The 26,637-nt window shown below is 64.2% G+C and carries 23 protein-coding genes and 1 riboswitch; of the genes, 15 read left to right on the top strand and 8 right to left on the bottom strand.

The window, feature by feature from the left end:
* The first annotated feature begins 68 nt into the window (after window positions 1–68).
* From hemN to CLU86_RS09580, 4 genes are all read left to right on the top strand, one after another.
* Window positions 69–1,451, top strand: coding sequence for an oxygen-independent coproporphyrinogen III oxidase (gene hemN / locus CLU86_RS09595; protein ID WP_099655851.1), 1,383 nt, complete (start codon window positions 69–71; stop codon window positions 1,449–1,451).
* Between the two features lie 8 nt (window positions 1,452–1,459).
* Window positions 1,460–2,191, top strand: a complete 732-nt coding sequence (locus tag CLU86_RS09590) for a sulfite exporter TauE/SafE family protein (RefSeq protein ID WP_099741460.1) — start codon at window positions 1,460–1,462, stop codon at window positions 2,189–2,191.
* Window positions 2,192–2,610: 419 nt separating this feature from the next.
* Window positions 2,611–3,894, top strand: coding sequence for an HD-GYP domain-containing protein (locus CLU86_RS09585; protein WP_233194914.1), 1,284 nt, complete (start codon window positions 2,611–2,613; stop codon window positions 3,892–3,894).
* A 32-nt stretch (window positions 3,895–3,926) separates the two neighbouring features.
* On the top strand, window positions 3,927–6,338 hold the full coding sequence (locus tag CLU86_RS09580; protein ID WP_099741458.1) for a bifunctional diguanylate cyclase/phosphodiesterase: 2,412 nt from the start codon (window positions 3,927–3,929) through the stop codon (window positions 6,336–6,338).
* Between the two features lie 42 nt (window positions 6,339–6,380).
* Here CLU86_RS09580 and CLU86_RS09575 read toward each other — a convergent pair whose 3' ends face one another.
* From CLU86_RS09575 to CLU86_RS09565, 3 genes are all read right to left on the bottom strand, one after another.
* On the bottom strand, window positions 6,381–7,196 hold the full coding sequence (locus tag CLU86_RS09575; RefSeq protein WP_099741457.1) for a sulfite exporter TauE/SafE family protein: 816 nt from the start codon (window positions 7,194–7,196) through the stop codon (window positions 6,381–6,383).
* Between the two features lie 468 nt (window positions 7,197–7,664).
* The gene (locus tag CLU86_RS09570; RefSeq protein ID WP_099741456.1) at window positions 7,665–8,015 is read right to left on the bottom strand and encodes a cell division protein ZapA; all 351 of its coding nucleotides are present in this window, start codon (window positions 8,013–8,015) and stop codon (window positions 7,665–7,667) included.
* Window positions 8,012–8,251 carry a DUF904 domain-containing protein gene (locus CLU86_RS09565; protein WP_099655845.1) on the bottom strand — a complete coding sequence of 80 codons (240 nt, stop codon included), beginning with the start codon at window positions 8,249–8,251 and terminating at the stop codon, window positions 8,012–8,014. Before CLU86_RS09565 ends, CLU86_RS09570 begins: the two co-directional genes overlap by 4 nt.
* Before the next feature lie 48 nt (window positions 8,252–8,299).
* Window positions 8,300–8,539, top strand: a riboswitch (cobalamin riboswitch).
* Window positions 8,540–8,625: 86 nt separating this feature from the next.
* Here CLU86_RS09565 and CLU86_RS09560 point away from each other — a divergent pair.
* The 8 genes from CLU86_RS09560 (at window position 8,626) to bluB (ending at window position 16,796) form a co-directional block, all read left to right on the top strand.
* Complete coding sequence (locus CLU86_RS09560; RefSeq protein WP_099741455.1) at window positions 8,626–10,512, top strand: TonB-dependent receptor domain-containing protein; 1,887 nt, start codon at window positions 8,626–8,628, stop codon at window positions 10,510–10,512.
* A gap of 23 nt (window positions 10,513–10,535) precedes the next feature.
* Window positions 10,536–11,909: a cobyrinate a,c-diamide synthase gene (locus CLU86_RS09555; RefSeq protein ID WP_099743477.1), complete on the top strand. Its 1,374-nt coding sequence runs from the start codon at window positions 10,536–10,538 to the stop codon at window positions 11,907–11,909.
* An 8-nt stretch (window positions 11,910–11,917) separates the two neighbouring features.
* Complete coding sequence (cobU, locus tag CLU86_RS09550) at window positions 11,918–12,499, top strand: bifunctional adenosylcobinamide kinase/adenosylcobinamide-phosphate guanylyltransferase (protein WP_099743478.1); 582 nt, start codon at window positions 11,918–11,920, stop codon at window positions 12,497–12,499.
* Window positions 12,500–12,688: 189 nt separating this feature from the next.
* Complete coding sequence (locus CLU86_RS09545) at window positions 12,689–13,624, top strand: ABC transporter substrate-binding protein (protein WP_099741454.1); 936 nt, start codon at window positions 12,689–12,691, stop codon at window positions 13,622–13,624.
* Window positions 13,621–14,682: an iron ABC transporter permease gene (locus tag CLU86_RS09540; RefSeq protein ID WP_099741453.1), complete on the top strand. Its 1,062-nt coding sequence runs from the start codon at window positions 13,621–13,623 to the stop codon at window positions 14,680–14,682. Before CLU86_RS09545 ends, CLU86_RS09540 begins: the two co-directional genes overlap by 4 nt.
* 44 nt (window positions 14,683–14,726) lie before the next feature.
* Window positions 14,727–15,521 (top strand): ABC transporter ATP-binding protein, encoded by a 795-nt coding sequence (locus tag CLU86_RS09535; RefSeq protein ID WP_099741452.1) that lies wholly within the window; start codon window positions 14,727–14,729, stop codon window positions 15,519–15,521.
* Window positions 15,511–16,080, top strand: coding sequence for a cob(I)yrinic acid a,c-diamide adenosyltransferase (cobO, locus tag CLU86_RS09530; RefSeq protein ID WP_099741451.1), 570 nt, complete (start codon window positions 15,511–15,513; stop codon window positions 16,078–16,080). Before CLU86_RS09535 ends, cobO begins: the two co-directional genes overlap by 11 nt.
* Window positions 16,081–16,097: 17 nt before the next feature.
* On the top strand, window positions 16,098–16,796 hold the full coding sequence (gene bluB / locus CLU86_RS09525) for a 5,6-dimethylbenzimidazole synthase (RefSeq protein ID WP_099741450.1): 699 nt from the start codon (window positions 16,098–16,100) through the stop codon (window positions 16,794–16,796).
* A 50-nt stretch (window positions 16,797–16,846) separates the two neighbouring features.
* Here bluB and CLU86_RS09520 read toward each other — a convergent pair whose 3' ends face one another.
* The 5 genes from CLU86_RS09520 to CLU86_RS09500 form a co-directional block, all read right to left on the bottom strand.
* On the bottom strand, window positions 16,847–17,710 hold the full coding sequence (locus tag CLU86_RS09520) for a TIGR00730 family Rossman fold protein (RefSeq protein ID WP_099741449.1): 864 nt from the start codon (window positions 17,708–17,710) through the stop codon (window positions 16,847–16,849).
* 97 nt (window positions 17,711–17,807) lie between these two features.
* Window positions 17,808–18,191, bottom strand: a complete 384-nt coding sequence (gene crcB, locus CLU86_RS09515; RefSeq protein WP_099658686.1) for a fluoride efflux transporter CrcB — start codon at window positions 18,189–18,191, stop codon at window positions 17,808–17,810.
* Window positions 18,192–18,256: 65 nt separating this feature from the next.
* Window positions 18,257–19,561, bottom strand: coding sequence for a TRAP transporter large permease (locus CLU86_RS09510; RefSeq protein ID WP_099655836.1), 1,305 nt, complete (start codon window positions 19,559–19,561; stop codon window positions 18,257–18,259).
* Between the two features lie 14 nt (window positions 19,562–19,575).
* On the bottom strand, window positions 19,576–20,085 hold the full coding sequence (locus CLU86_RS09505; RefSeq protein WP_099741448.1) for a TRAP transporter small permease: 510 nt from the start codon (window positions 20,083–20,085) through the stop codon (window positions 19,576–19,578).
* 9 nt (window positions 20,086–20,094) lie between these two features.
* Complete coding sequence (locus tag CLU86_RS09500) at window positions 20,095–21,078, bottom strand: TRAP transporter substrate-binding protein (protein ID WP_099741447.1); 984 nt, start codon at window positions 21,076–21,078, stop codon at window positions 20,095–20,097.
* Window positions 21,079–21,255: 177 nt separating this feature from the next.
* Here CLU86_RS09500 and CLU86_RS09495 point away from each other — a divergent pair, with 177 nt between their 5' ends.
* Genes CLU86_RS09495 through CLU86_RS09485 form a run of 3 tightly spaced genes read left to right on the top strand, consistent with a single transcriptional unit; the run spans window position 21,256 to window position 26,550 of the window.
* Window positions 21,256–21,828 (top strand): winged helix DNA-binding protein, encoded by a 573-nt coding sequence (locus tag CLU86_RS09495; RefSeq protein ID WP_099743475.1) that lies wholly within the window; start codon window positions 21,256–21,258, stop codon window positions 21,826–21,828.
* 55 nt (window positions 21,829–21,883) lie between these two features.
* Complete coding sequence (locus tag CLU86_RS09490; RefSeq protein WP_233194912.1) at window positions 21,884–22,888, top strand: TRAP transporter substrate-binding protein; 1,005 nt, start codon at window positions 21,884–21,886, stop codon at window positions 22,886–22,888.
* A gap of 2 nt (window positions 22,889–22,890) precedes the next feature.
* Complete coding sequence (locus CLU86_RS09485) at window positions 22,891–26,550, top strand: hydantoinase B/oxoprolinase family protein (protein ID WP_099741446.1); 3,660 nt, start codon at window positions 22,891–22,893, stop codon at window positions 26,548–26,550.
* Window positions 26,551–26,637: the final 87 nt, after the last annotated feature.

The raw sequence follows: 26,637 nt of genomic DNA, 5'->3' as shown, positions 1-26,637 counted from the left end.
ACTTGATGCAGGTCAAGGACGCAAGAGGAGGGGTGCGGCACAGTAAGCTAGTACGCAAGGATATCCCCATGACCGCAGTTACCCCAGAACTCCTGACCCGCTTTGACGTGCCAGGTCCTCGATACACCTCCTACCCCACGGCAGACCGTTTCGTGGAGGCATTTGGCCAAGAGGAATATTCCTTGGCATTGGCGCAGAGGCATCTGGGGACAGGTGCCAAGGCAATGCCATTGTCACTGTACGTGCACATTCCATTTTGCGAGTCGCTATGCTACTACTGCGCTTGCAACAAGATCATCACCAAACACCATGACCGCGCCGATGTCTATTTGCGCTACCTGAGCCGTGAGATTGATCTGCACACGGCCCAGTGCGGTGCAGGGCAGGTGGTCAGTCAGCTGCATTTGGGGGGGGGGACTCCGACGTTTCTCTCGGATGAGGGCTTGCGCGAACTCATGTCTATGCTCAAGCGCAGTTTCACGCTGGCGCCTGGAGGGGAGTATTCGATCGAGGTGGACCCGCGGACCGTGGATGCCGAGCGCTTGGCCTTGCTGGCCGAGTTGGGCTTTAACCGGCTGAGCTTTGGTGTGCAAGACTTTGACACTGAGGTACAAAAAGCCGTGCACCGGGTCCAGCCCGCCGAGCAGGTCTTTGCTTTGGTGGAGTCCGCCCGGTCCATTGGGTTTGATTCCATCAATGTGGATTTGATTTACGGCTTGCCACGCCAGACCCCTGAGTCATTTGACCGTACGCTCTCCCAGATCGCTCAACTCCGCCCGGATCGGATTGCGCTGTACGCTTATGCCCATTTGCCAGACCGCTTCAAGCCCCAGCGCCGCATCATCTCCGCTGAACTGCCCACAGGGGGCGCGAAGGTGGCCATGTTGTCGCGTTCGCTCGATGCCTTTTTGGAGGCGGGCTACGTGTACGTTGGCATGGACCATTTTGCGCTGCCCACCGATGCCCTGGCCATCGCCAAGCGGCAAGGGCGCTTGCATCGCAATTTCCAGGGGTACAGCACGCAGCCTGACTGCGACCTGATTGGCTTGGGCGTATCGGCCATTGGGCGCATTGGCGCCACCTATAGCCAAAATGCCAAAACTCTGGATGAGTACTACGACCACCTCGACCAGGGGCGTCTGCCCGTGGTCCGTGGCTTGGCACTGAATCGGGACGATCTGGTGCGCCGTGCTGCCATCATGGCCTTGATGTGCCAAGGCGAGTTGCTTATTGAGCCCATGGAGCAAGCTTGGCTGATTGACTTCCGCCGCTACTTTGCTGCTGAGTTGGATCAGCTCCAGGACATGCAGACCCAAGGCCTGGTAGAGATCGGTGATGAGGGGGTGCGTGTGACGGCCATGGGGTGGTTCTTTGTGCGTGGCATTGCCATGGTGTTTGATCGCTACCTGCAAGCTGATCGCACGCGGGCCAAGTTCTCTCGCATCATCTGACCCTCTATATGACTGGTGCTGTGGCCTGGACGGCGTTGGTGATGGGGCTCCTGGGTGGGACCCACTGCGTTGCCATGTGTTCGGCGCCTTGCGGTGCGGTGGTGGGGGCGGGCGCTTCAGCGGCAGAAACTCGTCCTGCAGAGCAGCCTGTGCACTGGATGCCGCGCAGCGCAGCACCTTCTTTTCTGCGCCAGTTGGCCTTTCACAGTGGCCGTGTGCTGGGCTATTCGCTGCTGGGGGCCTTGTCGGCCTGGGCGATGGAGAGCCTGGCCTGGGTCACCCAGCAATCCATGGCGCTGCGGCCCGTGTGGACGCTCATGCACGTTGCTGTGCTGGGTTGGGGGCTGATGATGATGGTTCAGCTGCGCCAGCCTGCCTGGGTGGAGCAGGCCGGTCGCTCGGTGTGGGCGCGTGTCAGTCCCTTGGTGGGCACCCCTGCCGGGGTGGCGTCGGCTGGGGTGTTGTGGGCTCTGATGCCCTGTGGGCTGCTTTACTCTGCGCTGTTGGTGGCAGCACTCAGTGGCGGCCCTGTGCAAGGGGCATTGTCGATGGCGCTCTTCGCCGTGGGCAGCGGCCTGTGGTTGGTCGGTGGCCCGCTGGCATGGCATTGGGGGCGCAAGCACCTCCAAGCGTTGCAGGGTGATTGGGGGGCTCGTATCAGTGGCGCCCTATTGTGCGGCGTTGCGGTGTGGGCGCTGTGGATGGACTTGGTGTACAAGCCTTCACTGTGGTGCCGTTGAGCCAGGCGCTTGGCCTTGCTTGCTAAGAACCTGTTCAAAGAGTCGGCCGACTGCTTTGGCTTGCATGGCCACGGATCAGGCGGTCGTTTTTTGACAATTTCACCACACTCTGCCAGCTTTTACATCTTGCTGGAGCAGCCGATCCACCTTTGCTGGGCAGCCATTTTTCTGCGTCTGGCGAACGGTGCGCTGAGAGGGCTCCCGCTGGGCACATGGTTTTGCGGCTTTTGCGTCTGATTTCGACCTCTTTTCCAGAAAAGCACTGCTGGAAATAGGGGGTAAACGCCTTGCTCAGGCGGCCATCAGAACTGGTGATAATGGGCTTAACAATTGTCGCGGCATTGTTACATTTTCCCACTGTCACCTATTGCGCTGTGAATACCTCAGTTCTTATCGATATCAGCCAGTTGCGAATTGGCATGTATATCCAGCTGGATTTGAGTTGGATGCAGCATCCGTTTCCCGTCAGCAATTTCAGGGTGGGTTCCGCGGAGCAGATCGCAACCCTGCGCGAGTTGGGACTCACCCAAATCAAGGTGCTGCCCAAGAAAAGCGATCCAGAGTTTCGCCATGGCGTGATTCCGCCAGAACCCGAAACTCCGCCAGCATGCCCAGAGCCCGCATCGCCGGAGCCTGTTGTTGCCGATCACCCCTCTGCCTCATTGGCCGCCGGGGCTGAGAATGCCCTGGCATTGCGGCGCAGGCTGCTGCTGGCAGCCCAAAATGCTTCTTTGTTGGCCTGCGATCAGCGCTTTCGCTTGGCCACTCGCCAGTACATGTCGATGGAGAAACTGGTCAGTGACCAGCCCCAGGCTGCGCAAGCTGAGGGGGCATCGCTGGTTTCAGAGTGTGTGGATGAGTTGCTCGAAAGCAGCGACTCGGTCATTCGCCTGCTTTCAGAAGGCGTTGGCGAGCCCGGTGCACTGCATCCCGTGAATGTCATGGTGCTGAGCCTTTTGCTGGGCAAAGCGCTGGGCATGAAAAGCGCCGAGTTGCATGACCTGGGTGTCGCAGCGTTGCTGCACGACATCGGAAAAATGGGCATGCCGCTGCAGCTGGCCCATGTCTCTTCTTCCATGACCCTCGCTGAACGCTCGCGCTACGAGGGCCATGTGGCCGCCTCGGTGGCGTTGGCCACGCGCATGGGTTGGGGCAAATCGGTGCTGGCCACCATCGCGCAGCACCATGAAATGGTCGATGGCTCGGGTTTTCCTTTGCGTCGTGGCGCGGCAGAGTTGAGTCGATCCAGCCAAGTTGTGGCGCTGGTCAATCACTATGACCGCATGTGCAGCCCGATCGGAGGAGGGGGCCTTACGCCCCATGAGACCTTGTCTGTGATCTTTGCACAGCACAAGGCGCGTTTTGATTCGGTGGTGCTGGGTGCTTTCATCCGCATGATGGGGGTGTACCCCCCAGGCTCCATCGTCCAGTTGGTCAATGACCGTTATGCCATCGTGGCATCGGTCAACTCTTCGCGGCCCCTGCGTCCTCGGGTGATTGTGCACGACTCGCGCATTCCCAGGGACGAAGCCCCGATCCTGGATTTGGAGACGGTGCCAGAGCTGGGCATCCGGCGCAGCCTGAAACCTTCGCAGTTGCCTCGCGATGCGCTGGACTACCTCTCCCCGCGCAAGCGCATCTGCTACTTTTTTGAGCGTGCAGTCAGCCCAGACTCCGTCGAAGCAGAGGTTCAGGCGTTGTGACATACCCACTGCCGCAGCCTTGGCTGGATGCGATGCTGGAGGCTGTCTGCCTGGTGGATGAGAAGTCTCTGGCAGTTCTGGCAGCCAATGGGGCCGCAGCCAAGCTGTTGGGGCGTACCGTTCAGGAGCTGGTGGGGCAATCTGTGCTGGGTTTCGTTGCCACCCCGCAAGACCATGTGTTTTGGGCACAGCCTGTGGATGCCATCGCGGACGGCATCCACTCTGAAACCAGTGTGCTGCATGCCAATGGCGCGCTGATTGCGGTGGAGCGGCAGTTGCGCCGCGTGCCATTGCCGGGGGGCGGCACGGCATTCTTGCTGGCGATGATGGACCGCAGCCAACAGCAAGCGACCGAGTTGGAGCTAGAGACTTTGCTGTCGGAGTTGAGGGCGACGCTGGACTCTGCGGCAGACGGGATGCTGGTATGTGCCATGGATGGCAGCATTCGGGCTTTCAACCAGCGTTTGGTCAAGCTGTGGCACATCTCGCCAGACATGTTGACCCGCCGTGATGACCCGGCCGTTTTTGCCCACATGGCAGATCAGGTGCGCGACCTGCAGGGCTACTCTGAGCGGATGGCGGCCATCATGGCCGACCCGATGCAAGAAAGCACCGATATTTTGGAGCTGAGCGCTGGCACGGTACTGGAGCGCCGGTCTGTCCCGCAGCTCAGCCGTGGCTTGCCTGTTGGGCGGGTCTATTCATTCCGTGACATCACGCGCCAGACAGAAGCCCAAGCCAGTCTTCGGTTGGCAGCCAGGGTGTTCGAGTCGAGTCTGGACGCTATCTTCATTGCCGATCGCCAGCATCGGATCTTGCGGATGAACCCGGGTTGCGAAAAACTCATGGGCTCTGCCGCCCCCTTTCATGAGGGGCAGTTGGCCGCCTCGCTGTTCAGGCCTCTGGAGGATGCACTGCTGATGGAGCGGGTGGGCGAGGGCTGGAAGACGTCGGGGTTTTGGGAGGGGGAGCTGTGGCTGCCGCGCCAGATGGGGAGCGACTGCGCTGTGCAGTTGTCCTGGGTGGCCTTGCACGACGAGAGCGGGCAAGTCATGCAGAGCATTGGCTTCATGCGGGATCTCACGGTGCAGCACGCCGCACAGAAACGCATTGAGGAACTTGCCTACAGCGATGTGTTGACGGGGTTGCCCAACCGCTTGTTGCTGGCGCAGCGCGCGGATGCGGCCATTGCCGCGGCACAGCAACAAGGCGGCAGTTTTGCCATCTTGTTTTTGGACCTGGACCGCTTCAAGATCATCAATGACTCGCTGGGGCACCCGTTTGGCGATCGGGTCCTGCAGTTGGTGGCCGAACGTTTGCAAACCTGCCTTCGGCAAACAGACATGCTGTGCCGACTGGGGGGGGACGAGTTTGTCATCTACCTGCATAGCGGCGATGCCACCGTTGCAGAAGCGGTGTCGCGCCGCATTCTGGACGAGATGCTGCGCCCCTTTGGGCTGGATGGCATGGGGTTTTCTATCCAGTGCAGCATTGGCATTGCGTTGTTCCCGCACGATGGGCTTTCGCTGGACGACCTCATCAAGCAGGCCGACACGGCGATGTACCGCGTCAAGGAACGTGGCCGGGGCAGCTACGGCTTTTACCAGCCGCAGATGAATGCCAACCTGCTCTCCCGCATGAAGCTGGAGCATGCCATGCGCCAGGCCTTGGGCCTGAACCACATGTCGGTGCACTACCAGCCGCAGGTCAGCCTGACCACGGGGGCCATCACGGGAGCCGAGGCGCTGATCCGTTGGACGGATCCAGAAATGGGCCCTGTGTCACCGGGGGCGTTCATTCCGCTGGCCGAAGAATCTGGCTACATCGTCACGCTGGGGGCCTGGGTGATGGAGCAGGCGATACGGGAGGCTGCGGGCTGGATGCAGTCCGGAAACCCCATTGTTGTCTCGGTGAATGTGTCGGCATTGGAGTTTCTGCAGCCCGATTTCGTGAGCCGACTGGTCTCTTTGCTGGCCGCCCACGGATTGCCACCGACCTTGCTGGAGCTGGAGCTGACGGAGAGCATTTTGCTGCAGGACGCGCAGGAGATGGCGCAGCGCCTGGGGGTGCTTGCCAAGCTAGGGGTCAGCCTGGCCATCGATGACTTTGGGACGGGCTACTCCAGCCTGGGCTATCTGAAGAAACTCCCCATCCACAAGCTCAAGGTGGACCAGTCTTTTGTGCGCGGCTTGCCCGACGATGATGGTGACCATGCCATCGTGAGTGCCGTGATCAGCATGGGACACGCGCTGCGCATCGCTGTGGTGGCCGAAGGTGTTGAGACCGTGGCCCAGAAAGCCATGCTGCAGCAAATGCAGTGTGACCACTTCCAGGGATTCCTGTGCGCGCCAGGGCTGCCTGCACAAGACTTTCGGCTGTTGCTGGCCGACCCCAGCAAGGTGGCGCAGCGCATGCAAGAGCAGGGCGTTGCGGCAGCGGCCTGATGCTTTTTGGGCGGCGTTGCAGTTGCAGTGCCCTGGCGCGGTTCAAGACGCCAGCACACCTTTCCAGAACATGTAGGCCGCCAGTGCAAAAAGCAGACTGGCAAACACGCGCTTGAGCTTTTTCACGGGCAAGTTGTGGGCTGCTTTCGCGCCCAATGGGGCGGTCAGCACGCTGCAGGTGGCAATCACGCCCAGTGCTGGCAGCCACACATAGCCCAGCGAGCCTGCAGGTAAATCGGCCACCGACTGGCCGCCCAGCACATAGCCAATCACGTTGGCCAAGGCAATCGGAAAGCCCAGCGCAGCGCTGGTGGCCACCGCATTGTGGATGGGCACGTTGCACCAGGTCATGAACGGCACACTGACAAAGCCGCCGCCCGCGCCAACCAAGCCTGACAAAAATCCAATCACCCCGCCTGCACCCATCTGGCCCGCCGTGCCAGGCATTTGCCGTGTGGGGGCAGGTTTCTTGTCCAGAAACATCTGCGTGGCAGAAAAGCTGACGAACAGGCCAAAGAAGATGGCCAGAAAAGAGCCTTTGAGCAGCGCAAAGACCCCCAGGCTGGCGACCAAACTGCCCAGCACAATGCCAGGGGCCAGCTTGGTCACGATGTCCCAGCGCACGGCTGCGCGCTTGTGGTGCGCGCGCACGCTGGAAATGGAGGTGAACACAATGGTGGCCATCGATGTGGCAATGGCCATCTTCACTGCCAAATCTGGGCCCACCTGCTTGGTGCCCAGGATGTAGGTCAGAAATGGCACCAGCAGCATGCCGCCGCCAATGCCCAGCAGCCCGGCCAGAAAGCCGGTGCACAAACCCAGAACGCCCAACTCAACAATCAGCAGAGGATCCAGCATAAGGGAGGGGTACCGTAGGTGTTGGAGTGGGGCCCGAGCTGCTGCTCGGCAGCGCTTCGCACAGAGAGGGCCAAGCGTAAGAAGAAGGTGTCTGCGAATGCCACCGGACCGGCATCCTGAACCGGGGGTTCAGGGGGGCGAGGGCAGCCTGACGTTGGGTTCATCTGACGCGAGACGATCACGCTCACCAGGCAATTACCAAGCCCGAGCTCAGGGAGCATTGGTTCAAGGAAATATAAAGCCCGACAGCACCGCAGACCTCGCCATTGTAGGCCTTTGGCCTGGAGGTTGCAGGCAAAGCGGTGATGTATTTGGGGAGGGGTTGCCACGCTTGGGTCAAACGCGGTGGCCGATGCGCGCGCGCTCTGGGCTGGCGGCTACGGGGCCCGCCATCTGGCCCGTGAAGATATGCCTAGAAGCCGAAATACACCATGGGCAGCCTGCCCAGGGTGGTTGAAGCCAGCACCGTCAAAGCAGCTGGCCGTCTTGCTCCAGCGCCTGGTCCAGGCGGCCCAGCAAGCTTTGCAGGCGCTGGTTTTCTTCGTCGCTGGGGACTGAGGTCGCCAGGGTGGGGGCAGGGGTGTGCACTGGCATTGCTGCTGCTTTGGCCGCCGCTGCATCGCGGTCGGCGATTTCAAAAGCGAGGTTCAGCGCAGCCAGCACGGCGATGCGCTCGCGGGCGCGGACTTTGCCGGCATCGCGGATGCGGGTCATGGCGGTGTCGACCCGCTCCACGGCATCCAACAGGCGCGATTCTTGCCCCTCGGGGCAGGCCAGCAGGTAACTTTGCTGCAGGATCTGCACCTCGATTTGCTTCATTCGATTTCCTTGGTGGGGGCGGGCGCGACGGGCGCGGTATTGGCGGGCAGGCGCTCCAGCAAGGCATCGATTCTGCCGCGCGCTGCGTTCAGGCGGGATTTGAGTGAATCGCGCTCCTGGGTCAGGGCGCTGACTTGATCGGCCAGCAAGGCATTGGTGCGTTGCAACTCGGCGTGGCGTACCAAAAGGCGCTCAACACGCTCGGCGATCTGATCGGTGGTGGAGGGTTCTGCCATACAGCCCTCGATTGTAGGGTCGTCTGTTCCAGGCGGGGCATGCAGAGGCCCTAAAATCCGCGAGTTGGTGCTCGCTGCTTGGTTCACAGGCTGCAGTTCAACGGGAAGCAGGAAGGCGACCACCACGGTGGCATGCCCGGCCTGCGCTGCCCCCGCAACGGTCAGCGGACGGATCACTCGATCCTCTCTCCATTCACACACGCCACTGGGGGCCTTGAACAAGCCCCTGGGAAGGCCTTGGAGAGTGTTCCGCCAGCCCGGATACCGGCCAACACGGTGGTTGTGCGCGACCCATGGTGTCGCTGCGCAGCCGTATCACCCACACGCTGGCGGGGAGGCCGGCACGGGTTGTTTGTTGATTGAGTTCCCCCACGATGAAGTACCCCACCCCCCACGCCCGCAAGCAGGCGCTGTTGTCGCTGCGCCCTGGCCTGATGGCCCTGGCCGCCACTGGGCTTTGCGCCTTGTCGGTGCCTGCCCATGCCCAAACCACAGGTACCACGGTGCTGGCGCAAAACCTGCGCGCACCTTCTTTGTCTGAAACCGTGGTGGCCGCCACGCGCACTGAGCAGCCACTGTCCGATTTGGTGGCCGATGTCTCCATCGTGGACCGCGACAGCATTGAGCGCAGTGGCGCCACCGGCCTGGGCGATTTGCTGGCCCGCCTACCAGGGGTGGAAATGTCGCGCAATGGCGGCCCGGGCACGCAGACCGGCCTGTTTCTGCGCGGTGCCGAATCACGTTTTACCGCCGTGTACATCGACGGGGTGCGCATGGACTCGCAATCCACCGGCGGCGCCGCGTGGGAGGCCATTCCGCTCGGGCTCATTGACCGCATCGAAGTGCTGCGTGGCCCTGCGGGCGCGGTGTACGGCTCTGACGCCCTGGGCGGTGTGATCCAGATCTTTACCAAGCGCGGTGAAAAGGGCTTCGCGCCGTTCGTTTCTGTGGGAGTGGGCAACCGGGGCACCACCAAGCTCGAAGCCGGTGTGAGCGGCGCCAGTGGCACGGTCGATTACGCCCTGGGCCTGCTGCGCGATGAGAGCGACGGTTTCAACGCCCGCCCCGTCGCCGGCCAGAACCCTGACAAGGATGGCTACCGCAATACCGCTGGCAATGCCCGCGTGGGCGTGCAGCTCAATGCAGTGCACCGCCTGGAAGGCACGCTGATGGTGGGCGACACCAACAGCGGCTACGACAGCGGCCTGGGCAAGGACGACCGCAACCTGCACACCATGCACGCGCTGGGGCTGAACTGGCAGGCGCAGTGGAGCAGCGCCTACAAGACCAAGTTCAGCGTGACCGATTCGCGCGACGAATACGAAACCAAGCCCTCGGTGTACCTGTCGGACACGCGCCTGCGCGGCTACCTGTTCCAGAACGAATGGCGCCAGGGCGCCCACCTGCTCACGGCCGCGCTGGAGCGCCGTGAAGACCACCTGGAGAACAACCCCATCGACCGCGATCGCTCGCAAAACGGGGTGGCACTGGGCTATGGCTACAACGCGGGCGGGCACACGGTGCAGGTCAACGTGCGCCACGACGAGGACAGCGAGTTTGGTGGCAAGGGCACGGGCAGCGTGGCCTATGGTTACGCCCTCACGCCGCAGTGGCGCGCCACGGTATCGGTGGGCACCGCTTTCCGTGCGCCCACGCTGTACCAGCGCTTTAGCCAGTACGGCGTGGCCACCTTGCGGCCTGAATCGGCGCGCAATGCGGAACTGGGCTTGCGTTACGCGCAGGGGGGCAGCAGCTTCTCGGCCGTGGCCTACCGCAACCGCGTTACCAACCTGATCAGCTTTGTGGGCGCATCGGCATGCTCGCCGCTGCAAACCCAGGGCTGCTACGCCAACACCGCCCGTGCCGAATACAAGGGCGTGACGCTGGCCGCATCGCACCGCGTGGGCCCCGTGCAATTGCGCGGCTCGCTCGACCTGCAGCGCCCGCGTGACCTGGACACCGGCAAGCAACTGGCCCGCCGCGCCAAGCACCACGGCACCTTCGGGGCCGATACCGTGGTGGCTGGATGGACGCTGGGGGCAGAAGTGCAGGCCTCGGGCCGCCGCTACGACACCATTGCCAACACCAACGTGCTGGGCGGCTACACCCTCGTCAACCTGTACGCCAGCACCCGCATTGCGCGTGACTACACCTTGCTGGCCCGCGTGGACAACGTGGCCGACAAGGACTACCAGTTGGCCCGCACCTATGCCACCCCAGGCCGCACGCTGTTTGTGGGCCTGAAGTGGGCTCCGCAGTGACCCCATCGGCCCCCTTGCAGGCCATGGCGCAAGCCGCTGCCCGCTGCCCCGCCTTGTTGATTGCCGCCCCGGCCTCGGGGCAGGGCAAGACCACGACGGTGGCGGCGCTGGCGCGGCTGCACACGCGCCGGGGCTTGCGCGTGCAGGTGTTCAAGTGCGGGCCGGATTTTCTGGACCCGCACTGGCACCAGCTCGCCAGCGGCCAGCCGGTGCACCAGCTGGACCTGTGGATGAACGGCGAGGCGGACTGCCGCCAGCGCCTGCATGCAGCGGCGCAAAGCAACGACCTCATCCTCGTCGAGGGCGTGATGGGCCTGTTCGACGGCATGCCCAGCGCGGCCGATCTGGCCCAGCACTTTGGCGTGCCCGTGCTGGCCGTGGTCGATGCATCGGCCATGGCGGGCACCTTTGGCGCGCTGGCCTTTGGCCTGCAACATTACCGCGCAGACATGCCCTGGGCCGGCGTGCTGGCCAACCGTGTGGGCAGTGAGCGGCACGCGCAGATGCTGCGCGACGGCCTGCGTGACAGCGCCGATTGGATGGGCGCGCTGATGCGCGTGAGCCATGGCGAAGAGCCAGCTGGCGCCAGCAAAAAAGGCGCGGCCTTGCTGCCTGAGCGCCACCTGGGCCTGGTGGCTGCGCACGAGCTGGCCGACAGCGCCCAGCGCCTGGACGCTGCGGCCGACGCACTGGCCGCCACCCCGCTGGGCCAGATGGGCCCGCAAGACCTGCAGCGCTGGGCGGTGGATTTCCCCGCACCGGACGATCTCCGGCCTGTGCCGCCCTTGCTGGCGGGCCGCACCGTGGCCGTGGGGCGCGATGCGGCGTTTTGCTTTACCTATGCCGCCAACCTGCAAACGCTGGAGCAACTGGGCGCGCGCGTGGTGTGCTTCTCGCCGCTGGACGACGCCGCTTTGCCCGAATGCGACGCTGTATGGCTGCCCGGTGGCTACCCCGAGCTGCACACCGACCGCATCGCCGCCAACACTGGCATGAAGGCCAGCCTGATGGCCCATGTGCTGCAGCGCAAGCCCCTGTGGGCCGAGTGCGGCGGCATGATGGCGCTGTTTGAATCCATCACCCACACCGACGGAATCACGCACCCCGCTTGGGGCCTGCTGCCCGGACATGTCCGCATGCAAAAGCGCCTGGCTGCGCTGGGCCCGCAGCAACTGGTGGTGGATGGGCACACGCTGCGTGGGCACACCTTCCACTACTCCACCGCGCAAAGCGATGCACCGGTGGTGTCGCGCACCTCGCGGCCCGATGAGCCGGTGGCGGCCGATGCGGGCGAGGCGCTGTACCGCCTGGGCAGCATCCACGCCAGCTACTTCCACGCGTGGTTCCCGTCCAGCCCTGTGGCCGTGGCGCACCTGCTGGGTGGAGTGACTGCGTGAGCCAAGCCATGCTAAACAGCCGCTCCGAGCTGATCCTCGGCGGCCAGAAAAGCGGCAAGTCCCGCCGTGCCGAGCTGCTGGCGGGCGACTGGCTGGCCCAGTCGCCCGCGCACAACGCCGTGCTGATCGCCACCGCCCAGCCGTGGGACGGTGAGATGCGCGAGCGCATTGCCCGCCACCAGCGCGACCGGGCCGAGCGCGTGCCCGGCCTGCAAACGCTGGAAGAACCCCGCGACCTGGCGGCTGCCCTGGCAACGCACAGCACCGCGCACACGCTGGTGGTGGTGGACTGCCTCACGCTGTGGCTGACCAACTGGCTCATGCCCGCTGGGGACGAAGCTCTGGATTTGAAACAAAAACAGGCTCTGGCGCTTGACTGGAAAGCGCAAGCAGCTCATTTTTTGATAGCAATTGAAAAAGCCCCCGGCCCCGTGGTGCTGGTGGGCAATGAGATCGGCCTGGGCGTGATCCCCATGGGCCGCGAAGTGCGGGCCTTTGTGGATGCGCTGGGCGTGCTCAACCAGCAAGTAGCGCAGGTGTGCGAACGCGTCACGCTGATGGCGGCAGGCTTGCCGCTGAAACTGAAATGAATCACCCCCTGAGTCGCGTCGCGCCTTCCCCCTCTCTCGCTTCGCGGGAGGGGAACGCCGTCCGTGCACACAAGCGAAGCGCCGCATCTGCGGCTTGGCGGCCCTTGCACGACGGCCCTGGTCTGGATCGCGCCAGTTTCGAGCGCGGTGGGTTGCTTTGTACAGCAACGAATTCACTGAGATAGAACTATGAAACCCACCCCCGTGCGCCGCATCCTCTGGGTGATCGCCATTCTCATCGTTCTGGGCCTGCTCATGGCCGGACTGGCGCGGGCGCAGCCCGTGCAGGTCACCGACGACCGGGGTCGTGCGGTGACGCTGCCGCGCCCGCCCCAGCGCATCGTGAGCCTGCTGCCTTCGCTCACCGAAACCATCTGCGCGCTCGACCAATGCCACCGCCTGGTGGGCGTGGACCGCTATTCCAACTACCCCGCCAGCGTGCAAAAGCTGCCCAAGGTGGGCGGTGGGCTGGACCCCAACATCGAGGCCATCGTGGCCCTGCGCCCCGATGTGGTGGTGATGTCCGTCTCATCCCGCGCGGGCGAGCGGCTGGAGGCGCTGGGCGTCAAGGTCGTCACGCTGGAGCCCAAAACCCATGCCGACGTGCAGCGCGTGCTGGGCACCATGGCCCGCCTGCTGGGCCAACCCGACGATGCCGCGCGCAAGGTATGGCGCGTGATTGATGCCGCTGTGTCTGCCGCCGCCCAGAGCCTGGCGCCCGAGGCCCGCAACACCCGCGTGTACTTTGAAGTGAGCCGCGGCCCCTACGGCGCGGGCGAGTCGTCGTTCATTGGCGAGACGCTCACGCGCCTGGGCGTGAAGAACATCGTGCCCGCCTCGCTGGGGCCCTTTCCGCGCCTGAACCCCGAGTTTGTGGTGCGCGCCAACCCCGACCTCATCATGATGGGCAACCGCAGCATGCAAAACATGGTGCCGTACCCAGGGTGGGACACCATCAAGGCCGTGCGCGAGCAGCGCCTGTGCGTGTATGGGCCCGACGATTCGGACACCGTGGTGCGCCCCGGCCCCCGCATGGCCGAGGCCGCCCGGCTGATGGCCCAGTGCATCAACGACAAAATGGCCCGCAAACCCCAGGCGGCCAACTCCCCAGCCACCCGGCCATGAGCGATTCCACTCTGCCTCCCGCCGCTGTCCGCAGCACTGCGCCCCATGCGGGCGTGACCCCATCGCGCCAACGGGCTGTGTGGCTGCTGCTGGCGCTGGCCGCGCTGTCGGTGCTGCTCACCGGCCTGGGGGCCAGCGTGGGCAGCACCGGGTTTGACAGCGTGCTGCGCCTGGCCGACGACCCCCTGGCTGCCCGCATCGTGTGGGACATTCGCCTGCCGCGCAGCCTGGGCGCGTGGCTGGCAGGTGCGCTGCTGGGCCTGGCGGGCGCCGTGGCGCAGGGGCTGTTTCGCAACCCATTGGCCGACCCGTTCTTGCTGGGCAGTGCCTCGGGCGCATCGCTGGGCGTGGCATTGGCCATGGCGCTGTTTGGCGTGGCGCCTGCCACCGTGTGGCTGGCCAAGCTGGGCCTCACGGGGGCGGCCTTTGTGGGCGCTGTGCTGGCCGTGCTGCTCACGCTGCAGCTGGCGCGTGGCGTGCAGCACACCCTGCGCCTGCTGCTGGCCGGGGTGATCGTGGGCGTGGTGCTGGGTGCTGTCAAAGACCTCATCACGCTGGCCGCGCCCGACATCATTCCGTCCATGCAGGGCTTTAACCTGGGCAGTGCGGGCTTCATCGGCTGGGCGTCTTGCGTGCTGATGGCCGCGGCTTGGTGCGTGTGCGCCGCAGCGGCCTGGGTGTTCAGCCGCGCACTCGATGGGTTGAGCCTGGGCGAGGCCACGGCCACCAGCCTGGGCCTGCCGCTGGCCCCCATGCGCCTGGCGCTGGTGGCAGTGCTGGCCCTGGCCACCGGCACCGCCGTGGCGCAGACGGGGCTCATCGCCTTTGTGGGGCTGGCTGCGCCGCACCTGGTGCGCTCCATGGCCAAGGTCACCCACGCCTGGCTAGTGCTGCTGGCCAGCCTGATGGGCGGCGTGCTGCTGATGGGCGCCGATGTGCTGGCCCGCTGGGTGATTGCCCCGCAAGAGCTGCCGGTGGGCGTGCTCACGGCCGTGCTTGGCGGTGGCTACCTGCTGTGGCTGATGCACCGGCGTACCGGACAAGGGGGCGTGCTGTGACCACATTGCATGCTCCTGAAATAATAGCTATCCACGCTCACCAGATGGGCGCTAGCGTGGGTAAATGCCCCATATTGCAAGACATTCACCTGCCGCTGCTGGCCGGGTGCTGGACGAGCATCGTCGGCCCCAACGGCGCAGGCAAATCCACCTTGCTGCGCGCACTGGCGGGACTGATGCCGCACACCGGCACGGTGCACCTGCTGGGCCGCGCGCTGGCCGACTGGCCTCGGCGCGACAAGGCGCGGGCGCTGTCGTGGCTGGGGCAGAACGAAGCCGCAGCCGACGACCTCACGGTGTACGACGTGGCCATGCTGGGCCGCCTGCCGCACCAGCCCTGGCTGGCCCCGCCCAGCGTGGCCGACCACGCAGCGGTAGAGCAAGCCCTGCGCGCCACCCACGCGTGGGACTGGCGCCAGCGCACGCTGGGGGGCTTGTCGGGCGGCGAGCGCCAGCGCGTGCTGCTGGCCCGTGCCTTGGCTGTGCAGGCTCAGGTGCTGCTGATGGACGAACCCCTGGCCAACCTCGACCCCCCGCACCAGGCCGACTGGCTGCTGCTGGTGCGAGCGCTGGTGGCCCAAGGCAAGACCGTGGTCAGCGTGCTGCACGAGGTATCGATGGCGCTGCAGGCCGACCACGTGGCTGTGCTGGCGCGTGGCCGTGTGGTGCACCACGGCGCAGCGGCCGACCCTGCCACCCACCGCGCCGTAGAGCGCGTGTTTGACCGCCGCATTGCCATCCACAGCGTGGCCGGGCAATGGATGGCGCTGCCGCAGTTGCACGCTACGGCGGCGCCACCTTCCAATGATTTGAACGAGAACCTACCCCATGCAAATTGAAGCTGCCCCCACCGAAAAGCGTTACGAAAAACCCGAGGGCGAGCGCCGTGGCCTCATCATCGTCAACACCGGCGACGGCAAGGGCAAAAGCACGGCCGCCTTTGGCCTGGCCCTGCGCGCCCATGGCCGGGGCAAGGCCGTAAAGATCTACCAGTTCATGAAAGTGCCCACGGCCCGCTTTGGCGAGCACCGCATGTTCGAGCAGATCGGCATCCCCATCGAAGGCCTGGGCGACGGCTTCAGCTGGAAGAGCCAGGACCTGGAACATTCCGCCCAACTGGCCCGCGATGGCTGGGAAAAAGCCCGCGCCACCATCATGGCGGGCGAGCATTTTCTGGTGGTGCTCGATGAGATCACCTACCCGCTGATTTACGGCTGGCTGCCGCTGGAAGGCGTGCTGCAAACCCTGCGCGACCGGCCCAAGGACGTGCACGTGGTGCTCACGGGCCGTCGCTGCCCTGAAGAGATCATCGAGCTGGCCGACACGGTGACCGAGATGAAGCTCATCAAGCATGCCTTCCAGGCCGGGGTGCCTGCGCAGCGTGGCATTGAGGATTGAACGCCCTGGCTCAATCCATGTCAGCGACCGAGCCCACCACACCCACTGTTCCCGCCCAGCCCTACACCGAGGCCGAGCGCCGGGCGGTGTACCGCGCCATTGACGAGCGGCGCGATATGCGTCACTTTGCGGGCGGTACGGTGGCGCCTGAGGTGCTGCAACGGCTGCTGCGGGCGGCACACCACGCGCCCAGCGTGGGCTTCATGCAGCCGTGGCGCTTCATCCGCATCACACGCCCTGCGTTGCGCCAGCAATTGCACGAGGTGGTAGAGGCCGAACGCCTGCTCACCGCCGATGCGCTGGGTGTGCGGCGCGAGGAGTTCATGCGGCTCAAAGTACAAGGGGTGCTCGACGCTGCCGAGCTGCTGGTAGTGGCTTTGGCCGATGGGCGCGAGGCCCACATCTTTGGCCGTCGCACGCTGCCGCGCATGGACTTGGCGTCTGCTGCCTGCGCCATCCAGAACCTGTGGCTCGCCGCCCGCGCCGAAGGGTTGGGCATGGGCTGGGTGTCGATTTTTGACCCTGCTGCCGTGGCCGCCCTGGTGGGCATGCCAGCAGGGGCCGAGCCCATTGCGCTGCTGTGCCTGGGGCCGGTGCATGGCTTTTACGAAGAGCCCATGCTGCAGCAAGAGCGCTGGGCCCAGCGTGCACCACTGGCCAGCGTGGTGTTTGACGATGCGTGGGGCGTTGCGTCGTCCGTGGTTTCGCCAGAATAGGACGGGCCCTTGGAGCCCCGCCCTGTCTCGGGGCTGGGCAGCGGTGGAGCTCAGAGCTGGTAGAACGCCTTGATGTAGTCCCACGCTTCCTGCGGGTCGTCGGTGTAGTGGAAGAGCTTGAGGTCTTGCGCCGAGATGGTGCCTTCTTCGACCAGCGCCTCGAAGTTGATGAGCTTCTTCCAGAACGCGGTGCCGCACAGCACGATGGGCACAGGCTTGGCCTTGCCGGTTTGCACCAGCGTCATCACTTCAAACAACTCGTCCAGCGTGCCAAAGCCGCCGGGGAAGGCCACCAGGGCCTTGGCGCGCATCATGAAGTGCATCTTGCGCAGCGCGAAGTAGTGGAACTTGAAGCACAGCGAGGGCGTGATGTAGGGGTTGCCGCTTTGCTCGTGGGGCAGGGCAATGTTCAGGCCTACGTTCAGCGCGCCTTCGTCGTGCGCGCCACGGTTGGCGGCTTCCATGATGCCGGGGCCGCCGCCGGTGCAGATGTACAGGCGCTCGGACTCGGGCTTGCCATTGCTGTACTGCGCGACCAGGCGCGAGAACTGGCGGGCCAGGTCGTAGTGCTGGGCGTTGCGCACGGCCTGCTTGGCGCGGGCAATCAGCGCGGTGTCGCCATTGGCCTGGGCATCGGCCAGTTGTTTTTGCGCGGCTTCGGGGTCGACAAAGCGGGCGCTGCCAAACACCACCACAGTGTTTTCAATGCCCTGGTCGGCCTGGCCCAGGTCGGGCTTGAGCATTTCAAGCTGAAAGCGGATGCCGCGCGTTTCGCGGCGGAAGAGGAACTCAGGATCGGCAAAAGCCATGCGGTACGCGTCAGAGTGCAGAGGGTTGCCGTTGGTGGCGTGCGTGTGCAGTTCAGCCCAGGCATCAGCCAGGCGGCGTTCGTTGAGTTGGGTGTTGGCTTCCATGGTCTGTGTCGTCAAGGTGATCGGTCTTGCGGGCGCGGCCGCATGCAGTAGGGAGTATGAGAAGGTTTCAGTTAAATGGGGCTCTAGCGCACAAATATCAAGCGCGAGAAGCTATAAAAAATGTAGCGCTTTGCATGCCCAGCACTGTGAGCAACAGTGAGCCCAGCAGGTGCACTGTAGTGGTGCCCAGGGCCAGCAGGTAGCGCTGTTGTTGCAGCATGCCGACCACCTCAGCAGAGAAGCTGGAAAAAGTGGTGAGCGCCCCTAAAAAGCCAGTGACCAAGGCCAGGCGCCAGGCTGGGTCCAGTTGGGGCAGGGCCTGGAACACCGCCACGCACACACCGATGAGGTAGCCGCCGACCAGGTTGGCGGCCAGCGTGCCCCAGGGAATCAACCCCCCCGGGTTCAGCCACAACCCCAGGCCCCAACGGGCCAGGGCCCCCAGGCAGGCACCCACGCAGATCGAGAAAACTTGCAACATGCCGCGACTGTAGCAGCGCGGCATGTCACCCATTGCATGCGCCAGAAGCGTTCTTGCGTACTGCCTCAGCGCACGGACATCTGCTGCGGAAGCCAGGTCACGATGCCGGGGAAAACGTAGATCAAGGTCACAGCGCCGCACATGAGCAAGAACATGGGCAGTGCTACCTTGGCGATCCACGGCAGCTGGCGGCCCGTCATGCCTTGCAGCACAAACAGGTTGAAGCCAACGGGCGGTGTGATCTGTGCCATTTCGACCACCAACACGATGAAGATGCCGAACCAGATGGTGTCGATGCCCGCCGCTTGTACCGTGGGCATCAGCACGCCCATGGTCAGCACGACCATCGAGATACCGTCCAGGAAGCACCCCAGGATGATGTAGAAAATGGCCAGAGCCACGATGAGCTGGGCTTGGTTCAGCCCCAGCGATGCAATCCACTCGGCCAAGTGGCGGGGCAGTCCGATGTAGCCCATGGCCAGGGTCAGGAAGGCGGCCCCCGCCAGGATGAGCGCGATCATGCAGTACAGGCGCGTGGCGCCCATCAGCGATTCCTTGAACGTGCCCCAGCTCATCGAGCCCTGCACCGCAGACAGCACCAGCGAGCCGACCACCCCTACGGCGGCCGCCTCGGTGGCCGTGGCAAAGCCGGTGTAGATGCTGCCCAGCACAGCGGCAATCAGCAGCACCACCGGGATCAGGCTGCGCGACTCAGAGAGCTTTTGCATGAAGGTCATGCGCACATCGGCAGCGGGTACCTGCTCGGGGTGGCGCAGCGCCCACACGATGATGTAGCCTGAGAACAGCGCCGCCAGCAGGATGCCCGGCAGCACGCCTGCGATGAACAACTGTGAGATCGACACCTCGGCCGATACGCCGTACACGATCATGATGATGGAGGGAGGTATCAACAGCCCCAGCGTGCTGGCCCCCGCCAGTGTGCCCACCACCATGTGCTCGGGGTAGCCACGGCGTGTCAGCTCGGGCAGCGTCATCTTGCCGATGGTGGCGCAGGTGGCGGCGCTAGAGCCTGACACGGCCGCAAAGATGGTGCAGCCCACCACGTTGGTGTGCAGCAGGCGGCCCGGCAGGGCCTGCACCCAGGGGGCCAGGCCCTTGAACATGTCTTGCGACAGGCGGGTGCGAAACAGAATTTCCCCCATCCAGATGAACAAGGGCAGGGCTGTGAGCGTCCAGCTGGAGGCGCTGCCCCAAATGGTGACGGCCATGGCATCGCCCGCAGGGCGGGCGGAGAAGAGCTGCATGCCAATCCAGGCAACGCCTGACAAGGTCAGCCCGATCCAGACACCGCTGCCCAAAATCAGAAACAACGAGAGCACCAGCAGGCCGGTAATGGCGATATCACTCATGGTGTGTCCCGGGGTTATTCGTTGCGCAGGGCTTCGCCAGACGAGGTGTCTGCGCGTCGGCCCAAAATTTCCAGCACCAGCTCGTCCAGGAAGGCGATGGCCAGTACCACGGTGCCCAGGCCCATGGCGATCTGCGGAATCCACAGTGGCGTGGCATCGCTGCCGGTGGAGATGTCGTTGAACTCATACGACTGCCAGGCGAGCTTGCAGCTGTACACCGCAAACAGCATGGCCAGCAGCGTGGCAATGGCCAAAGCCCAGACCTCAAACGCCTTCTTGGCCTTGCCCTTGAGGGCATTGAGCAGCAGCGTGACGCGGATGTGTTCGCCGCGCTTGAGTGTGTGCGCCAGGGCCAGAAAGCCTGTGGCGGCCATCAGGTAGCCCGCATAGGCGTCGGTGCCTGGCACATGGAAGTGCATTTGCCGGCTGATGATGGACAGCAAGACCATGCCCAGCAAGCCCACCATGAAAAGCGCCGCCAGGGCGGCGGCGCTGTTGTAGATGAAATCCAGTAAGCGGCGCATGGTGCAGACTTATTTGCGGTACGCGTCCACCAGGGCCTTGCCATCCGGCCCGGCTTTTTCCAGCCATTCCTTGAGCATGGCATCGCCCACCTTGGCCATGTCGGCTTTCAGCGCGGCGGGGGGCGCTTCAATGCTCATGCCGTTGGCCTTGAGCTTGGCAATGGTGTCGGTGTTGACTTTGGCGCTTTGGGCCCAGCCACGGGTTTCGGCGTCCGCTGCGGCCTTGAGCAATGCATCCTGCGATGCCTTGTCCAGCGCATCAAAGGCCTTCTTGTTCACCATCACCGCGTTCTTGGGGAGCCAGGCCTGCGTGTCGTAGTAGTACTTGAGGCTTTCGTACAGCTTGCTGTCCACGCCAGTGGCACCAGAGGTCATGGTGGCTTCCACCACGCCGGTGGCCAGGGCTTGCGACAGCTCGGCTTGCTGCACCGTGACGGGTTGAGCGCCCACCAGCTCAGCAATGCGCGCTGTGGCAGGGCTGTAGGCACGCCACTTGATGCCCTTGAGGTCTGCCGCGCTGGCCAGCGGCTTCTTGGTGAAGATGCCCTGGGGTGGCCATGGCACCGAGTACAGCAGCTTCATGCCTTGCTCACCCAGCTTCTTGTCGAGGAAGGGCTTTTGCGCGTTGTAGAGCTTCTTGGAGGCGTCGTAGCTGTCGGCCAGGAAGGGCAGGCCATCGGCGCCAAAAAGTTGCCATTCGTTCTGGAAGTTGGCCAGCAGTATTTCGCCCATCTGCGCTTGTCCGCCTTGCACGGCACGCTTGATTTCAGGGGCCTTGAACAGTGCTGCGTTGGCATGCAGCGTGATCTTGAACTTGCCCCCGGTTGCCTTGTCGACATCGCTGACCAGCTGGGCTAGGTTTTCTGTGTGGAAATTGGTGGCGGGGTAAGCCGTCGCGAGATCCCACTTGGTCTGGGCAAAGGCCGAGGTGGCCGACATGCCGCAAGCCAGGGCCAGGCCCACGGTGGTGACAGAAAAGGTTCGACGCTTCATGGGAGATCTCCGCGAGGTTGAGGTCAAGGAAAAGTGACGTGCCACTGTATCGGATGCCTGTGGTGGCGTGCTAGGTGTTTGCCTGAACGTCAACAAAATGGCATCAAATTATTGTCAACGTGCCTACAATGAAACGGCATGCACATCTTGTGCCAGATGAAGTTTGAGAGGGTTTTCATGCCAGCCAAGCCAGCCGCCGTTGCCAAATCCAAGACGCAGCAAGCCCTCAAGACCCAACGCCGGGCCGAGTCTGGCCCCATCGTCTCTTCGGCCCACCTGGTGTCGGCCCGCAGCGCAGAGATGAGCGAGTTTGAGTTCGGGCTGATTGTTTCGGGCAATGCCTTTCACCGCTGGGTGGTGCATTGCATGGCGGCCGCTGGTCTCAAGGACCTGACACCTCTGGATGTGTTGGTGCTGCACCACGTGACGCACCGCGCGCGCGACAAGCGTCTGGCAGACATCTGTTTCATCATGAATGTGGAAGACACGCACTTGGTGAATTACGCCCTCAAAAAACTGCAAGGACTGGGCGTGGTGGCCTCGCACAAAAGCGGCAAAGAAGTGACCTATGCTGCCACCGACCTGGGGCGCTCGCATGTGCAGCGCTACCGTGATATCCGCGAGTCGTGCTTGATCGATGCGCTCAAGGCCGACGACGCACTGAACAAAGACATTGGGGAGCTGGCCCGATTGCTGCGTGTGCTCTCGGGCATGTACGACCAGGCCGCACGCTCGGCCGCGTCTTTGTGAGATGGGGCCGAAGCGAGGCAGGTTCGATTTTGATTCGTTAATTGGGAGCTATGGGATGCAACGACGTGAGATGCTGGGTACGGTGATGGGCGCCCTGGGGGCCGTGGGTGTGATGGGCGCGGGTGTGGGGGATGCGAGGGCTGCGACCCAGTGGAAGCTGGCCACGGGCTACAAGCCAGAGACGCTGCACACGCAGAACATTGAGCAGTTTGCGCGAGAGGTCGAGAAGGCAACGGCGGGTGACCTGAAGATCACAGTGCATCCCAACAACAGTTTGGTCAAGCTGCCGGAAATCCTGGGTGCGGTGCAGTCGGGCAAGGCCGAGGCGGGTGAGATGCTGATGTCGGCCATGGTCAAGGATGTGCCGTTGGCGGGGGCTGACTCGGTGCCTTTCATCGTGTCTTCCTACAAAGACGCCCATCGCCTGTGGCAGTACCAGTCGCCCTTGCTTGAAAAGCACCTGATCGATGAAAAGGGCGTGGTGCCGCTGTATGCCGTGCCTTGGCCTCCACAGGGCCTTTTTACCGTGAAGCCCGTGCGCACCAAGGCAGATTTTCAGGGCCTGAAAATGCGCACCTACAACGCCACCACGGTGCGCATTGCCGAGTTGCTGGGGGCGCAAGCTGTGGATGTGCCCACGGCAGACATCCCCAAGGCCCTGGCGTCCGGGCAGATTGATTCCATGATCACCTCGTCGCTCACGGGCGTGGAAAGCCAGATCTGGACGCACACCAAGTACTACTACGAGCTCAACGCCTGGATTCCTAAGAACTTGGTGTTTGTACAGAAGAAGGCGCTGGACGCCCTGTCGCCCGCCACGCGCAAGGCCGTGCTGCAGGCCGCCAAGGCCGCTGAAGAGCGAGGCTGGGGTTTGAGCGAGGCGGCGTTGCGGGCGTCGGTGAACGAGTTGCGCAGCCATGGCATGACGATTGACCGCATCTCGCCCGAGCTGAGCAAAGACATCAACCGCTTTGGTGAAAAGTTTTCGCGTGAGTGGGTGCGCACCGTGGGCAACGACGCCACGCGCTTGTTTGTTCCCTTCTACACACAGGCACCCTGAGCATGTCGTCTTCTGCACCCTTGATGCCTTTGCGCTGGCAGTTCTGGATCGACCGTGGCGGCACCTTCACCGACGTGGTGGGCCGACGCCCCAACCCGGATGGATCGTTCACGCTGGTCACGCACAAGCTGCTGTCCGAGAACCCTGAGCAGTACAGGGACGCCGCTGTGGCGGGCATTCGCCACCTGCTGGGTTTGAAGCCCGGCGAGGCGGTAACCCCCGAGCTGGTGGAGTGCGTGAAGATGGGCACCACGGTGGCCACCAACGCGCTGCTGGAGCGCAAGGGCGAGCCCACGCTGCTCATCACCACCAAGGGATTCAAGGATGCGCTGCGCATTGCCTACCAGAACCGCCCGCGTTTGTTTGACCGGCGCATCGTGCTGCCCGAGCTGTTGTACGAGCGCGTGATCGAGGCGCAGGAGCGTGTGGGCGCGCAGGGCGAGGTGATCGAGCCGCTGGATGAAGACCACCTCAAGGAACGCCTGTGGGCCGCCTACGACGCGGGCCTGCGCAGTGCGGCCATCGTGTTCATGCACGGTTATCGCTACACCGCACACGAAGAGGCTGCGGCCCGCCTTGCGCGCGCAGCGGGCTTCACGCAGGTGAGCGCATCGCACGCCACCAGCCCCATGATGAAGCTGGTGAGCCGGGGCGACACCACGGTGGTGGATGCGTACCTGTCGCCCATCCTGCGCCGCTATGTGGATCAGGTGGCGAGCGAAATGCCGGGTGTGAAGCTGTTCTTCATGCAGTCTTCGGGCGGCCTCACGGACGCCCAGGTATTCCAGGGCAAGGACGCGATCTTGAGCGGCCCCGCAGGCGGCATCGTCGGTATGGCGCGCACTGCGGGCCTTGCGGGCCACGACAAGGTCATCGGCTTTGACATGGGCGGCACCAGCACTGATGTGAGCCACTACGCGGGCGAGTTTGAGCGCGAGTTCGAGACCCAGGTGGCGGGCGTGCGCATGCGTGCGCCGATGATGAGCATCCACACCGTCGCGGCTGGTGGCGGCTCTATCTTGGGTTTTGACGGCGCACGCTTCCGCGTCGGCCCCGAAAGCGCGGGCGCCAACCCCGGCCCCGCCAGCTACCGCCGCGGCGGCCCGCTGGCTGTGACGGATGCGAACGTGATGGTGGGCAAGATCCAGCCCGCGCACTTCCCCAAGGGGTTTGGCCACGCCGCCAACGAGGCGTTGGACGGTGACGCGGTGGCGCAGAAGTTTGGCGATCTCGCTACCCAAACCGGGCGCAGCGCCGAGGACGTGGCCCACGGCTTTATCCAGATCGCCGTGCAGCAGATGGCCAATGCGATCAAGAAGATCAGCGTGGCGCGCGGCTATGACGTGACGCGCTACACGCTGCAGTGCTTTGGCGGCGCGGGCGGCCAGCATGCGTGCCTGGTGGCCGATGCACTGGGCATGACGCGCGTGTTCGTGCATCCGCTGGCGGGCGTGCTCAGTGCTTACGGCATGGGCCTGGCCGACCAGAATGTGATCCGCGAACAGGCGGTGGAAACCAGGCTCGTGCCAAACGCGCTCGCCGGCATCGAAGCCACGCTGGACCAACTGGCCACCACCGCACGCACCGAGCTGGAGCGCCAGCAGGTGGGTGCGGGCACAGCCGTGGTGCACCGCCGCGTGCATGTGCGCTACGAGGGCAGCGACTCGGCGCTCATCGTGCCGTTTGGCTCGCTGGCCGAGATCACCGCAGGGTTCGAGAACGCCTACCGCCAGCGTTTTGCGTTCCTCATGCAGGGCAAGGGTCTGGTGGTGGAGGCCGTATCGGTCGAGGCCGTAGTGCCCGGCGATGCGCCCGTGGAGCCGCGCCACGCGCTGCAGCCTGCACGCGACGTACCGCGCCGCAGCACCGTGCGCATGTACACCGGCGGTGTGGACGGCGTGCCCGCGTGGCACGACGCCGCCCTGGTGGTGCGCGAGGATTTGCGCCCCGGCGATGTGATCCCCGGCCCGGCCATCATTGCCGAGAAGAACGCCACCACCATCGTCGAGCCTGGCTGGGAGGCCGCGTTGACAGACCTGGACCACCTGCTGCTCAACCGCCGTGTGGCGCGCGCTGTGCAGCATGCCGTGGGCACCACGGTGGACCCGGTGCTGCTGGAGGTGTTCAACAACCTGTTCATGAACATTGCCGAGCAGATGGGGCTGCAGCTGCAGAACACGGCGTACTCGGTGAACATCAAGGAGCGGCTGGACTTCAGCTGCGCGCTGTTTGACACCGCGGGCAACCTGATCGCCAACGCGCCCCACATGCCCGTGCACCTGGGCAGCATGGGCGAGAGCATCAAGACCGTGATCCGCGAGAACACCGGCAAGATGCAGCCGGGTGATGTGTACGTGCTCAACGATCCGTACCACGGTGGCACGCACCTGCCAGACATCACGGTGATCACGCCGGTCTACCTTGCCGACGAGGCCGCGCCCACGTTCTATGTGGGCAGCCGAGGGCACCATGCGGATGTGGGGGGAGTTACGCCGGGATCCATGCCTCCGTTCTCCACGCGCATCGAGGAAGAGGGCGTGCAGATCAACAACGTGAAGCTGGTCGAGCGCGGCGTGCTGCGCGAGACGGAGATGATTGCGCTGCTGCAAAGCGGCGAGTACCCGAGCCGCAACCCCCAGCAGAACATGGCCGACCTGCGGGCGCAGATCGCCGCCAACGAAAAAGGCCAGCAGGAGCTGCGCCGCATGGTGGCCGAGTTTGGCCTCGATGTCGTGCAGGCCTACATGCGCCATGTGCAGGACAACGCCGAAGAGTCCGTGCGCCGTGTTATCACGCGCCTGAAGGATGGCGCGTTCACGCTGCCGCTGGACAACGGCGCGCAGATCAGCGTGGCGGTGAAGGTGGATGCCAAGAGCCGCAGCGCCACCATCGATTTCACCGGCACCAGCGCGCAGCAGACGAACAACTTCAACGCGCCCACGGCGGTGTGCATGGCGGCGGTGCTGTATGTGTTCCGCACGCTGGTGGATGATGACATTCCGCTCAACGCCGGGTGCCTCAAGCCGCTCAACGTGATCATCCCGTCTGGCAGCATGCTCAACCCCAACCCGCCGGCCTCGGTGGTGGCGGGCAATGTGGAAACGTCCACCTGCATCACCAATGCGCTGTATGGCGCTTTGGGCCTGATGGCGGCGGGGCAGTGCACGATGAACAACTTCACGTTTGGCAGCACGCGCTACCAGTACTACGAAACCATCTCGGGGGGCAGCGGCGCGGGCGGCGTGTGGGATACCAACGGGCAGCTCACCGGTGGCTTTGCAGGCACCAGCGTCGTGCAATGCCACATGACCAACTCGCGCCTGACGGACCCCGAGGTGCTGGAGTTCCGCTTCCCCGTGCGGCTGGAAGGCTACGAAATCCGCAAGGGATCGGGCGGCGCCGGGCAGTACAAGGGCGGCGATGGCGGCATCCGCCGCGTGCGCTTTCTGGAACCGATGACAGCCAGCATTCTGTCCAACGGCCGCCACCATGGCGCGTTTGGGATGGCGGGCGGCCAGCCGGGGGCGGTGGGCATCAACAAGGTGGTGCGCAGCGATGGCCGGGTGGAGCTGCTCGACCACATTGGCCAGGTGCAGATGCAGCCGGGCGATGTGTTTGAAGTCCACACGCCGGGTGGCGGCGGCTTTGGCACGCCTCGGTGATTTTGGAGCGGCTCACACAACGCCCCTGGCGTCGTTGTCCCGTCTGGTCGTACCCTTGTACTGCCTGCGACGGAACGCCTAGCCAGG

The sequence above is a fragment of the Acidovorax sp. 62 genome (genome assembly GCF_002754495.1).
In the GTDB taxonomy this organism is placed as follows: domain Bacteria; phylum Pseudomonadota; class Gammaproteobacteria; order Burkholderiales; family Burkholderiaceae_C; genus Acidovorax.
This window is presented reverse-complemented; position numbering and strand designations above follow the sequence as displayed.